Here is a 13,464-nt window from a genome sequence, read left to right on the forward strand (position 1 = left end):
GCGGGCGGTCACCTGCGAAAGCACATCGGTGTAATTCACACGAGGCGGTGCAAACGGCGCGCGGCCTCCGCGACGGAGCCTGACATCGACGGGTAGACCGTGAAGGCTTCCGCGATGTGATCGGCGGTCAGCTGGGCCGATACCGCCACCGAAACCGGGTGGATCAGCTCACTGGCTCGCGGCCCGACCACGACCCCGCCGACGAGTGTGCCGATGCCCTGCCGCGCGAACAGCTTGACGAAACCGTCGTGGACGCCCTGCATCTTGGCGCGCGGATTGGACGCGAGCGGCAGGATCGTCGCGTCGACGACCAGGCCCCGTTCCTCGATCTGCCGCTGCGAGAGACCGACGGTCGCGATCTCCGGTGAGGTGAAGATGTTGCTGGAGACCTTCAGACGTGACAACGGATTCACCGCATCGCCGAGCAGATGAGCCATCGCGATCCGCCCCTGCTGGGCTGCAACCGAGGCCAGCATCAGCACGCCGGTGCAATCGCCCGCGGCGTAGATGCCCGGCACGGAGGTGCGCGAGACCTTGTCGACCGCGATGAATCCGCCGTCATCGGTCTCCACGCCCACCGCGTCCAGGCCGAGGTCAGCCGTATTCGGGATGGATCCGAGCGCCAGCAGGCAGTGCGAGCCCTCCACGGTCCGACCATCGGTGAGGGTCACGACGACTCGCTCGCCATCGCGGTTCACCGAGGCCATCCGGGAGTTGCCCATCACGGTCATGCCGCGACGGGTGAAGACATTCTCGATCAGGTTCGCGGCGTCGGGGTCCTCGCCGGGAAGCACCCGGTCCCGGCTGGAGACCAGGGTGACCTGCGCACCGAGGCCGTTGTAGGCGCTCGCGAACTCGGCTCCGGTGACGCCCGAGCCGACGACGATCAGATGCTCGGGGATCTCGTCCAGGCCGTAGACCTGCTCCCAGGTCAGGATGCGCTCTCCGTCGGGTTGGGCGTCGGGACTCACTCGGGGGTGGGCGCCTGTGGCCAACAGGACGCTGTCCGCGGCGACGACGCGCTCCCCCTCGTCGGTCGCGGCGATCACGGTCCCCGGGGCGTCGATGCGTCCCGTGCCCTTGACGATCTCGACCCCGGCCGAGCGCAGCCGATCCTCGATGTCACGGGACTGCGCCTGCGCCAGACGCAGCACACGGGCGTTCACCGATGCCAGGTCGGCGCGCGGCGTCGAGGGGATCTCGACACCCAGCTCGGCCGACGTGCCGACCTCGGTCAGCAGATCGGAGGTGGCGATGAGCGTCTTGCTGGGTACGCAGTCGGTGAGGACGGTCGACCCGCCCAGGCCATCGCGGTCGATGAGTGTGACATCGGCCCCTGATCTGCGCGCTACCAGCGCCGCCTCGTAGCCGCCGGGTCCGCCTCCGATGATCGCCACATGAGTCACGGGAGCCATTCTCTCGCAGAGCACGGCTCACGAGCCAATCGCCCGGCCTCCGTGCCCGCGGGATCGGTATGCCAGCGTTGATCGGCGGTCAGCCTCGTCGACGCCGGGGTACGACGAGCGGACGGCCATCCGGACCGTCGATGACGTCCACCGCCACCCCGTAGACCTCGGCGATCCGCCCCGCCTCCAGGACCTGCTCCGGTGCGCCGTGTGCGACGAGGGAGCCACCGTCCAGCAGGGCGACACGATCGGCGTAGGCAGCCGCGAGCGAGAGGTCGTGCAGCACCACGACCACCGTCCTGCCCTGCCGCGCGTCGTCGGCCGCATGGGCCAGGACATCCTCCTGGTGGCGAAGATCCAGCGCCGCGGTGGGCTCGTCGAGCAGGATGACGGGGGTCTGTTGCGCGAACACGCGCGCGAGGGCCACCCTGGCCTGCTCCCCACCGGACAGGGCCTGCGCGGAGCGGCCCCGCAGATGGGCGATGTCAGCGCGTGCGATGGCGTGATCGACCGCCTCACGGTCACGGTCCGGCTCCGCGGGCCACGGCGCACGACCCATCGCGACGACGTCGTCGACCGTGAAAGCGAAGCTCACGGCATTCTTCTGGAGCAGCACCGCCCGTTCACGGGCGAGCTCGGCCGCCGGCCACGCGGACACCGCCCGATCGTGCAGCAGGGCCGTGCCCTCGGCCTCGATATCGCCCGCCAGGACGCCGAGCAGGGTGGACTTGCCGGCGCCGTTCGGGCCGACGATGGCCAGGAGCGTCCCCTCGTCGATCTCCAGGCTGACCTCGTCGAGGACGGCGCGGCCGCCGCGCCGGACGGTGACCCGGTCGAGTCGATAGGTCGTCGCCATCAGCCCCACCCTCCGGATCGGGCCCGTGTCTGGCGGATGAGTACGAAGAAGAAGGGGCCGCCGATGAGGGCGGTGAGCATGCCGAGCGGAAGGTCGGCTCCCGGCACCAGCGTGCGGGCCACGAGATCGCACCAGACGATCAGCGCGGCGCCGGCGATCACGCTCGCCACGATCAGCGTGCGATGCGCCGGCCCCAGGAGCATCCGCATCGCATGCGGTACGACCAGACCGACGAAGGCGATGATCCCCGCGAAGGAGACCGCCGCCGCTGTCACGAACGCCACGATGCCGATGGAACCGATGCGCAGGAGCTCCACCCGCACGCCGAGATGCGCGGCACTGCGCTCGCCGAGGCTCAGCAGATCGTAGCGACGCGCCAAGGCGAAGGAGACGGCGATCGAGGGGACGGCCACGAGGGTCACGAAGGCGACCTCGTGCCAGCGCGCGCCGTTCAGCGAACCGAGCTGCCAGAACACGATCTGCTCCCGAGCGGAGGTGTTGCCGAGGAACATGGTCAACGCGATACCGGCCCCGGCGAAGGCGTTCACGGCGATGCCGGTCAGTAGCAGCGTGACGACCTCGGTCCGCCCTTCGGCCCGGGCCGTCAGGTAGACCAGCAGCGTGGCCAGGAAGCCCGCGACGAAGGCCGCGGCCGCGGTCGCGCCGGCGGCGGTGACACCCGCGGCGATGACGGCGGCGGCACCCAGCGCGGCTCCGGAGGACACGCCCACGACACCGGGCTCGGCGAGCGGGTTCCCGAAGATCGCCTGCATGATGACGCCGCCGACAGCCAGACACGCGCCGACCACGATCCCGAGAGCGAGGCGCGGGAAGCGGATCTGGGTCAGCGTCTGAGCGATGATGTCGTCGCTGGGATACCAGGATGTGGAGATGCCGACGGACTTCAGCGCCGCGCCCAGCACATCGGTGACGTCCACCGGCAGCTGCCCGATCGCGGCGGACACCACGACACCGATGATCAGCGCGGCGACGAGACCGGCGAGGACGAGGACCCGCTTCACGAGTCCTCGCCGGGCGCGTACACGGCGCGAGCCAGGGCATCGAGGACCCCGGCGGAACGGGGGCCGAAGGAGAGCACATCGGTGTCGGCCATGTCCACGATGCGCCGCTTCTGCCCTGCCGTGGTGAGCGCGAGCGCGGGCTTGCTCGACAGCAGCCCGTCGACGCCGCCGGCAGACTCGAGGCCCTTCGTCATCACCAGCAGCAGGTCGGGATCGGCCGCGACGATCGCCTCATCCGTCAACGGCGTGTACTCCCGCCACCCTTGGTCGGTGCCGACGTCGACGCCGCCGAGTCGCTGGACCAGGTCGTCGGCTCCCGATCCGGGTCCGAAGAGGTAGTAGACACCCGAGTCGCCGCGCAGGTAGAGGAACGCCATACGCAGGCGCTCGCCCTCGGCGGGCACGAGATGGTCGTCGATCGTCGCCGACACCTCCTCGATCTCCGAGAGGATGCGCTCGGCGAGCAGCTCGCCCTCGTCCGGGAGTCCGAGCGCCGCTCCGACATCCCGCGCCTGCTGCGCGGCGCCCTCGAAAGAGGCCGCCCGCGGGATGACGACGAGAGGGACGCCGGCATCCGCGATCTGCTCGACCACATCGCGCGGGCCGATGGAGCCGTCGGTCAGCACCACTGTGGGACGCAGCGCCAGCACCGACTCGACGTTGATCGCGTGGCCGCCGCTCGTGACCACCTCGACATCGTCGATCCCCGGGAAGGAGGCGGCTTGGTCCCGGCCGACGAGCCGGTCGCCCATCCCGAGACCCCAGATGGTCGAGGACAGCGAACCGGAGATGTCGAAGGCGACGATCCGCGAGGTGTCGTCGACCGTCACCTCGCTCTCACCCGTGGTGAGCTCCGAGGTGACGGTCACCGGCAGCTGAGGTTCGGCCTTCTCGGTGATCGGCTCCACCGAGCGGTCGGACAGCGCGGCCGTGGACGGGCCTTCGATCCCGAAGGGGTCCTGTGGAGTGAGCGAGGACAGCGGCGCCAGATCGACGCCGGTGCCGGCATCGCTGGTCTCGTCGCTCGCCCCGCCGCCCTGGCAGGCGCTCAACACGAGCAGGACGCCGGCGAGCAGGGCTGTCAGGACGGACCGCGCGGGCCCTTGAGGCCTCAGGCCGGCCGGCTGCGACGATGCGGCGAACACAGACAACGACTCCTCGGGACCGGAAGACGCCACGACCCAGCGTCCTATGGTTAGGCTAGGCTCAGTAAAGCACAACGGAATCGTCCGTCGTCACGCGACCCGAACCCCACGGAATCGGTACGTGGTTTCGCGTAGGGTGTGCTCGTGACCGCCTACGATCGAGCCCGAGACGCCGCCGAAGCCCTGCGCGAACGCACCGGCGGCGTCAAGCACAGCGTGGCACTGGTGATGGGCTCGGGCTGGCTCCCCGCGGCCGACGCCCTCGGCGAGCCGAGCGTGGAACTTCCCGCCGCCGAGCTCCCGCACTTCACCGCTCCCGCGGTCGCCGGTCATGGGGGCACCATCCGGTCGGTTCCGGTCGGTGACACCCATGCTCTCGTCTTCCTCGGCCGGACCCATTTCTACGAGGGCCGCGGGGTGGAGGCCGTGGTCCACGCGGTCCGTACGGCTGCTGCCGCCGGCGTGGAGACCATCGTGTTGACCAATGGTTGCGGCGGGCTCGACCCTTCGTGGACCCCCGGAACTCCCGTCCTCATCCGCGACCACATCAATCTCACCGCGACCTCGCCCATCGTCGGTGCCACGTTCATCGACTTGACCGATCTCTACTCGCCGCAGCTGCGCGAGCTGGTGCGGGAGGTCGATCCGAGCATCGACGAAGGCGTCTACGTGCAGTTCCCCGGTCCTCACTACGAGACCCCTGCCGAGATCGCGATGGTCCGGGCGATCGGCGGCGATCTGGTCGGCATGTCCACCGTCCTCGAGGCGATCGCCGCACGTGAGGCGGGGATGGACGTGCTCGGCATCAGTCTGGTGACCAATCTCGCCGCGGGTATCAGCGGAGAGCCGCTCAACCACGAGGAGGTGCTGGAGGCCGGCCGCGCCTCCGCGGCGCGCATGGGCACGCTCCTCGCCGATGTCCTCCCTCGCGTGCCTCGCCGCTCATGAGCGAACGAAGCGAGGGAACCATCAGCACGTCAGGCCGGCTCCTGCCTACCATGCGCTCTTCTCGGCAGGAGCGGGCATGACCGGGCCTGAGGCCATCGACCTGGCTCGCGCGTGGATCGCCCAGGACCCGGACGACGAGACCCGCGCAGAGCTCCAGCGGCTGGTGGACCGTCGCGATCACACCGTGCTCGCGCGCCGCTTCTCGGGCAGGCTGACCTTCGGCACGGCCGGCCTGCGCGGCGAGCTCGGGGCCGGCCCCACGCGGATGAACCGCGTCGTGGTCGCGCAGGCCGCTCGCGGCCTCGCCGACTATCTGCGGTCCCGCCACGAGCGTCCGGCGGTGGTGATCGGCTACGACGCGCGCGAGAAATCGGACCGTTTCGCACGCGACACCGCCGAGATCCTCAGCGGAGCGGGCATCGCGGCGTTTCTCTTCAGCGCACCCACGCCCACACCCGTCCTCGCCTTCGCCATCCGGCATCTCGGGTGCACTGCCGGGGTGATGGTCACGGCCTCGCACAATCCCCCGCGCGACAACGGCTACAAGGTCTACCTCGGTGACTCCAGCCAGATCGTGCCTCCGGCGGATACCGAGATCGCCGAGGCGATCTTTCGGGTGGGCCCGATCGACACGTTGCCACGGGGCGACGACTACCGGCTGATCGGCGAGGACGTGATCGAGGCGTACCTGGACGCGGCCGTCGGTCTCGTGGGCGAGCTTCCGCCGACTGCTCCGCTGGACGTCGTCTACACCCCTCTGCATGGCGTGGGGCTCGACATCATGAGCGAGGCGGCGCGCCGCGCCGGCTTCGCCCCGTTGCATGTGGTCGCCGATCAGGCTGAGCCGGATCCGCGCTTCCCGACCGTGGCATTCCCCAATCCCGAGGAACCCGGTGCCATGGATCTCGCGCTCGCCCAGGCCCGCGAGATCGGTGCCGACCTGGTGATCGCCAACGACCCGGATGCCGACCGGTGCGCGGTGGCGGTGCCCGTCGAGGGCGACTTCCGGATGCTCACCGGCGATCAGTTGGGTGCGCTGCTGGCCGATCACCTGCTGTCCTCGGGTATCGAGGGCACCTACGCCTCATCGATCGTCTCCTCCGATCTGCTCGGCCGCCAGGCGGCGGCGTACGGGCGGCCCTGGCGGCAGACGTTGACGGGATTCAAGTGGATCGGCCAGGTCGACGGTCTCGCCTTCGGGTACGAGGAGGCACTCGGCTATTGCGTGGCACCCGCGATCGCCCGCGACAAGGACGGCATCACCGCCGCCCTCGCCGTCCTCGAGCTCGCCACGCGGTCGAAGCACCGTGGAGTGAGCCTGCTGGATCGTCTGCATGAGATCTACGCCGAGCACGGATGGCACGCGACCGCGCAGGTGGCTCTGCGCGTCGAGGATCTGTCGGTGATCGGTGAGACGATGCAGCGGCTGCGCACGTCGCCGCCGACCGAACTGGGCGGACGCGCGGTCACGCGAGTCGACGATCTGGTCGCGGGATATGCCGGTTTGCCGCCCACCGATGGCATCCGCCTACAGCTCGGCGAGGATGCCCGGGTGATCGTGCGCCCGTCCGGCACCGAGCCGAAGATCAAGTGCTATCTGGAGGTCGTGATCCCGGTCGGCGATGATCTGGCGGATGCGGAGCGCCGGGCGACCGAGGAGCTGGACCGTCTGCGCGCCGGTGTCACTGAGCTGCTCAGCTGACCCCACACCCACCCGCGGTGCTTCTCCCCTTCCCGCCGGGGACCCCGCGAGTGGGCAAGATTGCACCACTCGGCGGCCTGGCGAGCTGCGTGCGTCAGCCGAGCAGGGAGACCAGGGCGTGGAGCACCAGTCCGACCAGGCCACCGACGACGGTGCCGTTGATCCGGATGAACTGCAGGTCCCGGCCGGCCAACAGCTCCACCCGTCGCGCCGTCTCCTTGCCGTCCCAGCGGTCCACGGTCGCCGAGATGATCGTCGCGACCTCGGGACCGTACCGCTCGACCAGGTGCCCGGCAGCATCGCTCACGGCGCGGTCGACCCGAGCGGCCAGTGCGGGGTCATGCTGGAGTCGCTCGGCGAAGGCGATGACCTCGGAGATGATCCGGCGACGCAGCAGACCGTCATCATCGCGCAGAGCCGTGACTGCCGTCTGACGGAAGGCCTCCCACAGCCGCGTGGCCGTCGCGACCGCCTTCGGCTGGGACAGCAGCCGTGCCTTGAGACGTTCCGCCGCCTCCATGGTCTCGTCATCGTGCTGCAGGTCGTCCGCTAGATCGGCCAGCCAGTGATCGAGGGCTCGCCGCGCCGAGTGCTCCTGATCGTCCCGGATATCGGCGAGCCAGGTCGTGACCTCGCGGAGGATCCGCTCTGCCACCAAGCGGTTCGCCCACTCCGGAGCCCACCCGGGAGCCCGTTCGGTGACGAGGCCGGTGATCCGTTCGGGATGCCGGTCGATCCAGCCGGACAGCTCGTCCAGCATGAGATCCACCAAGCCCGTGTGGGCGCCGTCGTCCACGATCTCACCGAGCAGTTGTCCGACCGCCGGGCTGATGCGCTCGTCGACCAGTCTTGGCACCACGACCTCGTTCCAGATCGCCTCGACATCAGCCGGCGAGATGGCCTCCAGGACGTCCGCCCCGATCTGCGCGCCCTCGGCCACGATCCGCTCGGCGTGACGCGGGGCGGCCAGCCACTCCCCCGCCCGGCGCGCCACCTGTGCCTCCTCGATCCGCTCCTTGACGATCTGCGGCTGCATGAAGTTCTCGCTGACGAACTCCTGCAGACTCGCTCCGAGCTGTTCCTTCTTGCGCGGGATGAGCGCGGTGTGCGGGATCGGCAGGCCGAGAGGCCGCTTGAACAGCGCCGTGACCGCGAACCAGTCCGCGATGGCTCCCACCATCGCGGCCTCGGAGGCCGCGTGGACGTAGCCCACCCAGCCCCGGCCGTCCAATGTCAGCACGAAGACGACAGCGGCAGCGAAGAGGAAGGAGGTCGCGACGATCCGCATGCGACGCAGCCGTCGGCGGCGCTCGTGATCGGCTCCGGCCACGTCGGGCGACAACGCGATGCTCGTCATGCGGGCACTGTAGGCGCCCGCCGTCCGCACGGCCTCCCGAGGTCGTGGAAGCCCACTAGACTTCTGCTCGTGCCCCGTCGTCCCCGATCGCCGCGTACTCCCATGGCGGCAGTCGCCCGAGGCGGGCTCCGCGCCGAGGTCTGGATCGTTCTGGGGCTCTCCCTCGGCCAGTCGGCGGTGTATGCGGTGGTCAGCCTGCTGCGCAAGCTCGCCGAAGGGGGCGTGGGTGGCTCGACCGCGACCCTGAACCCCTCCCGAGCCGATCTGCAGTGGCTCGATCTGACACTGCAACTGCTCTCGATCTTCTTCGCCCTGGTCCCGGTCGCGCTCGCCCTCTACCTGCTGAACCTCGACGGCGAGCGTCCCGGCGTGCTGAAGCGACTGGGCCTGGACGGCTCACGTCCGCTCCGCGATCTCGCCTGGGGCGCCGGGCTCGCGGCGGTCATCGGCCTGCCCGGGCTCGGCCTGTACGCCCTCGGCCGTGCCTTCGGCCTGACCGCCGATATCGTGCTGAGCCCGACCGACGCCTACTGGTGGACGCCGGTCGTGCTGATCGTCGCGGCGGTGCAGAATGCCCTGCTCGAGGAAGTCGTGGTGGTCGGCTACCTCATGACGCGACTGCGGCAACTGCGCTGGGGTGTCCCCGCCGCCATCGCGGTGAGCGCGCTCCTGCGCGGCACGTATCACCTCTACCAGGGCTTCGGCCAGGGCGTCGGCAATGCGATCATGGGAGTGGTCTTCGGCTACTGGTTCTACCGGACCGGTCGCGTCATGCCGCTCGTCATCGCCCACACGATCCTCGATGTCGTGGCATTCGTCGGCTACGCGTTCCTCGCGGAGACCCTCGGACTGCGCTGAACTCATGAGACTCACCTTCGATACTGCCCTCCCGATCGCCGAACGACACGACGAGATCGCCGAGTTGCTCGCCCAGCACCAGGTAGTCGTCATCGCCGGCGAGACCGGCTCGGGCAAGACGACCCAGCTCCCGAAGATCGCCTACGAGCTCGGTCGTCGCCGCATCGCCCATACCCAGCCGCGGCGGATCGCCGCGCGCTCGGTCGCCCGACGGATCGCCGACGAATGCGAGGTCGAGCTCGGCAACGAGATCGGCTATGCGGTGCGCTTCGACGACCAGACCAGCGACGCGACCGCGATCAAGTTGATGACCGATGGACTGCTGCTCGCCGAGCTCCAGGGCGATCCGGAGCTGCGCCAGTACGACACCGTCATCATCGACGAGGCCCATGAGCGGTCCCTCGCGATCGACTTTCTGCTCGGCTACCTCAAGCGTCTCCTCCCCCGGCGGCCCGATCTCCAGGTCATCATCACCTCGGCCACGATCGACGTCGGGCGGTTCTCGGAGATGTTCGACGACGCTCCCGTGATCGAGGTCTCCGGCCGCACCTACCCGGTCGAGGTGCGCTATCGCCCCGTGGCCGAGTCGGATGCCTCCGATCTCGCCGAGGCCATCGACCAGGCGGTCCGCGAGCTGCCGCGCGATGGCGACATCCTCGTCTTCCTGTCCGGGGAACGCGAGATCCGCGACACCGCCGAGTATCTGAGCGGGAAGAAGTACCCCCGCACGGAGATCCTCCCGCTCTACGGCCGCCTCGCCGCTCAGGACCAGCAGAAGATCTTCGCCTCGCATCCCGGCCGGCGGATCGTGCTGTCCACCAATGTGGCGGAGACCTCGCTGACCGTTCCGGGCATCCGGTATGTGATCGACTCCGGGCTGGCCCGTATCAGCCGATACAGCAACCGGCTCAAGGTCCAGCGTCTGCCGATCGAGCCGATCTCGCGGGCCAGTGCCGCCCAGCGGGCCGGCCGCTGCGGTCGCGTCGCGGACGGCATCTGCATCCGTCTCTACGCCGAGGAGGACTTCGAGGGGCGCCCGGAGTTCACCGATCCGGAGATCCTGCGGACCAACCTCGCCTCGGTGCTGTTGCAGATGGCATCGCTCAAGCTCGGCGATATCGACGACTTCCCCTTCCTCGATCCACCGGACCGCCGCGCGGTCAACGACGGTCTGAACCTGCTCGCCGAGCTCGGCGCGCTCGATGGCCGCAGGCTGACGAAGCTCGGCCGCACCATGTCGGGTCTCCCGGTCGATCCACGGCTGGGCCGGATGCTGCTCGCGGCGGATCGTCTCGGCTGCCTGGCGGATGTCCTGGTGATCGTGGCCGCCATGTCCATCCAAGATCCGCGCGAGCGTCCCTTGGAACGCCAGCAGGCCGCCGACGAGAAGCATCGGCGCTTCCATCAGCCGGACTCGGACTTCCTGTCCTATCTGAGCCTGTGGCGCTATCTGCGCGAGCAGCGCGACGCGTTGTCGCACAGCAGGTTCCGGCGGATGTGTCACGACGAGTTCATCCACTATCTCCGCGTCCGCGAGTGGCAGGACGTGCACGCTCAGCTGCGTCGCACGGTCCGCGATCTCGGCATGAAGCCGAAGCGCGACCTGAGCGACGACGCCGATGCGATTCATCAGGCGCTCCTCACCGGGCTCCTCAGTCACGTCGCGCTCAGAGAGCCCGACGGTCGGGAGTTCCTCGGTGCCCGCGGCGCTCGCGTCATGGTCTTCCCCGGCTCGGGCCTCGCCAAGAAGCCTCCTCGATGGATCATGGCCGGTGAGCTGGTCGAGACCTCGCGGCTGTGGGCCAGAACCGTCGCGCGGGTGGACCCGGGCTGGGTCGAGAAGGCAGCTGGGCACCTGCTCAAACGCCAGTACGCCGAGCCGTACTGGTCGTCGCGACGGGGCACGGCGATGGCCAAGGAGCGGGCCACGCTGTACGGGATCCCGGTGGTCGTGGACCGACCGGTGCAGCTCTCGCGGGTGGACCCGGCGCTGGCGCGGGAGCTCTTCATCCGCCATGCGCTCGTGGAAGGCGATTGGCGCACCGATCACCGGTTCTTCCACGGGAACCGCGCCCTCCTCGACGATGTCGGCGAGCTCGAGGACAGGCTGCGCCGCCGGGACCTGCGTGTCGACGATCAGACGCTGTTCGACTTCTACGACGAGCGACTCCCCCAGGAGATCGTCTCGGCGCGGCACTTCGACAGCTGGTGGAAGAAGACGAGGCGACATGAGCCCGATCTGCTGACCTTCGACCCGGCCATGTTGCGCACCGACGAGCTCGGCGCTGACATCGACGAGCAGTTTCCGACGACGTGGACGACCCAGAGCAGCGACTACGATGTCGAGTACGTCTTCGACCCGCAGTCCAGCGCCGACGGCCTCGTCGTCACCATCCCGGTCGAGGAACTGCTGGGGGTCGACGAACGCGCCTTCGGCTGGCACGTGCCCGGCCACCGGCATGAGCTCGTCACCGAGCTCATCCGTACGCTGCCGAAGACCCAGCGCAGGAACTTCGCCCCGGCCGGACAGTACGCCGACCGGATCGTGCCGGAGCTCGACCTCGAAGCGCCCGATATCGTCGAGGAGCTGGCACGCCGGTTGAGCAGCTCCTCGGGCCTCACCGTGCGGCCCGAGGACTTCGATCCCTCCGCCGTCCCCGACCACCTTCGTGTCACCTACCGGATCGTCGACGACGGCGAGGAGATCGCGAGTGGCAAGGATCTCGCGGCATTGCGTCGTCAGCTCGAGCCGCGCCTGCGCAGCGATCTGAACGCCGTGGCCGAGCAGGAGGAGCGCACGGGGCTGACGAGCTGGGAGATCGGGACGCTCGATCGGACCGTCGAGGCCGGGCAGATCACAGGATATCCCGCGCTGGTCGACGACGGTGACAGCGTCTCGCTGCGCGTGCTGTCATCGGTGGACGAACAGCGCTCGGCGATGGTGTGGGCGCAGTCGCGGCTGATCGCGCTGGCGACGCCCTCACCCGTCGCGCAGCTGGCGCGTTCGTTGAACCTCGCGGACAAGCTGCTGCTGTCCACGGCTCCCTATCGCGATCCGGGTGTTCTCATCGAGGACGCCCGGATGGCGGCCCTCGACGCCCTGGTGGTACGGCAGGGCGGGCCCGTCCACGATGAGGGCGCCTTCGCCTCTCTCACCGAGGCCGTGCGGGCGGACGTCTATCCGCTCGCCGAGCGGACGGTGCAGGGTGTGGTCGAGGCGCTGCAGGTGCTCGGCGAGATCGCGCCGGGAGCCGACGAGCCGGGCGAGGACGTCAAGATCCAGCTGTCCTGGCTCGTCTACCCCGGTTTCGTCCGCGAGATGGGTGCGGATCGCCTGCCACGGTTGCGGGTGTATCTGGAGGCCGCCCGCCGGCGGCTGCGGGCGCCGCTGACCCAGGACCTCGCGGCCGCCCAGGAGCTGGAGGCGCGCTTCCACGCGCTCACCGGCGACCTCCCGCTGTGGCTCCGGCGTGGGACGGCGGTACAGGAGGTGCGCTGGGCGCTGGAGGAGCTGCGCGTGAGCCTGCTCGCCCAGGATCTGCGCGCGGCGATCCCGGTCTCGGTCAAGCGCGTCACCAAGCGCCTCGACGCTCTGCAAGATCACCTGGCCGTGGCCACGAGGCCCACGCCCGCGCGCTGAACCAGGCGGCATCGACCGATACCAGGCGTCAGCGGCGGTAGGCCATCAACCTCACGCCCCAGGCGGCGGTAGCTCAGCAACCTTATCGAGCTTCGATGAGGTTGCTGAGCTACCGCCTGCGATCAGGCGAGGTTGATGGGCTACCGCCCATGCTGGAGATACTCGCTCAGCCGACGCCGAGCAGGTCGATGATGAAGACGAGCGTTCGGCCCGAGAGACGGTGGCCGCCGCCGGCCGGGCCGTAGGCGAGCTCCGGCGGCGCGATGATCTGGCGACGTCCGCCGACCTTCATGCCGGGGATGCCCTGCTGCCAGGCAGCGATGAGCTGAGGAAGCGGGAAGCGCGCCGACTGGCCGCGATCCCACGAGGCATCGAACTGCTCGCCGGTCTCGAAGTCGACACCCACGTAGTGGACGTCGACGACGCCACCGGGCACCGCCTCGGGACCATCGCCTTCGATCAGGTCGGCGACCTGGAGCTCGGTGGGCGGGGGTCCTTCGATGAAGTCGACTTCAGGCTTGGAGGTCATA

Annotated in this window: 10 protein-coding genes; 4 read left to right on the forward strand and 6 right to left on the reverse strand. The window is 69.4% G+C overall.

Annotation, left to right across the window (positions count from 1 at the left end; all coding sequences use genetic code 11):
* Window positions 1-35: 35 nt before the first annotated feature.
* The 4 genes from JL108_RS03800 to JL108_RS03815 all read right to left on the reverse strand — a co-directional run bounded on the left by JL108_RS03800 (window position 36) and on the right by JL108_RS03815 (window position 4,462).
* Window positions 36-1,406, reverse strand: coding sequence for an NAD(P)H-quinone dehydrogenase (locus JL108_RS03800; RefSeq protein WP_205197156.1), 1,371 nt, complete (start codon window positions 1,404-1,406; stop codon window positions 36-38).
* An 88-nt stretch (window positions 1,407-1,494) separates the two neighbouring features.
* Window positions 1,495-2,262, reverse strand: coding sequence for a heme ABC transporter ATP-binding protein (locus JL108_RS03805; RefSeq protein WP_205197157.1), 768 nt, complete (start codon window positions 2,260-2,262; stop codon window positions 1,495-1,497).
* Entirely contained in the window at window positions 2,262-3,284 is a 1,023-nt protein-coding gene (locus JL108_RS03810; RefSeq protein ID WP_307837182.1) for an iron ABC transporter permease, read from the reverse strand. Before JL108_RS03810 ends, JL108_RS03805 begins: the two co-directional genes overlap by 1 nt.
* On the reverse strand, window positions 3,281-4,462 hold the full coding sequence (locus tag JL108_RS03815) for an ABC transporter substrate-binding protein (RefSeq protein ID WP_307837183.1): 1,182 nt from the start codon (window positions 4,460-4,462) through the stop codon (window positions 3,281-3,283). The genes JL108_RS03810 and JL108_RS03815 overlap by 4 nt, the downstream gene beginning before the upstream one ends.
* Window positions 4,463-4,567: 105 nt before the next feature.
* Here JL108_RS03815 and JL108_RS03820 point away from each other — a divergent pair, with 105 nt between their 5' ends.
* Together JL108_RS03820 and JL108_RS03825 are read left to right on the forward strand one after the other, a co-directional pair.
* Window positions 4,568-5,377: a purine-nucleoside phosphorylase gene (locus tag JL108_RS03820; protein WP_374190837.1), complete on the forward strand. Its 810-nt coding sequence runs from the start codon at window positions 4,568-4,570 to the stop codon at window positions 5,375-5,377.
* Window positions 5,378-5,453: 76 nt separating this feature from the next.
* A complete protein-coding gene (locus JL108_RS03825) occupies window positions 5,454-7,079 on the forward strand; it encodes a phospho-sugar mutase (protein ID WP_205197158.1) in 1,626 nt (541 codons plus the stop codon).
* A gap of 94 nt (window positions 7,080-7,173) precedes the next feature.
* Here the strand turns inward: JL108_RS03825 and JL108_RS03830 are convergent, their stop codons facing one another.
* A complete protein-coding gene (locus JL108_RS03830) occupies window positions 7,174-8,436 on the reverse strand; it encodes a DUF445 domain-containing protein (RefSeq protein ID WP_205197159.1) in 1,263 nt (420 codons plus the stop codon).
* Window positions 8,437-8,505: 69 nt separating this feature from the next.
* Here JL108_RS03830 and JL108_RS03835 point away from each other — a divergent pair, with 69 nt between their 5' ends.
* Together JL108_RS03835 and hrpA are read left to right on the forward strand one after the other, a co-directional pair.
* Window positions 8,506-9,294, forward strand: a complete 789-nt coding sequence (locus JL108_RS03835) for a type II CAAX endopeptidase family protein (RefSeq protein WP_307837184.1) — start codon at window positions 8,506-8,508, stop codon at window positions 9,292-9,294.
* A gap of 4 nt (window positions 9,295-9,298) precedes the next feature.
* The gene (gene hrpA / locus JL108_RS03840; RefSeq protein WP_205197160.1) at window positions 9,299-12,934 is read left to right on the forward strand and encodes an ATP-dependent RNA helicase HrpA; all 3,636 of its coding nucleotides are present in this window, start codon (window positions 9,299-9,301) and stop codon (window positions 12,932-12,934) included.
* A 166-nt stretch (window positions 12,935-13,100) separates the two neighbouring features.
* Here the strand turns inward: hrpA and JL108_RS03845 are convergent, their stop codons facing one another.
* A complete protein-coding gene (locus JL108_RS03845) occupies window positions 13,101-13,463 on the reverse strand; it encodes an FKBP-type peptidyl-prolyl cis-trans isomerase (protein WP_143912345.1) in 363 nt (120 codons plus the stop codon).
* Window position 13,464 lies beyond the last annotated feature (1 nt).

This window comes from Aeromicrobium sp. YIM 150415, from assembly GCF_016918125.1.
Lineage (GTDB): Bacteria > Actinomycetota > Actinomycetes > Propionibacteriales > Nocardioidaceae > Aeromicrobium > Aeromicrobium piscarium.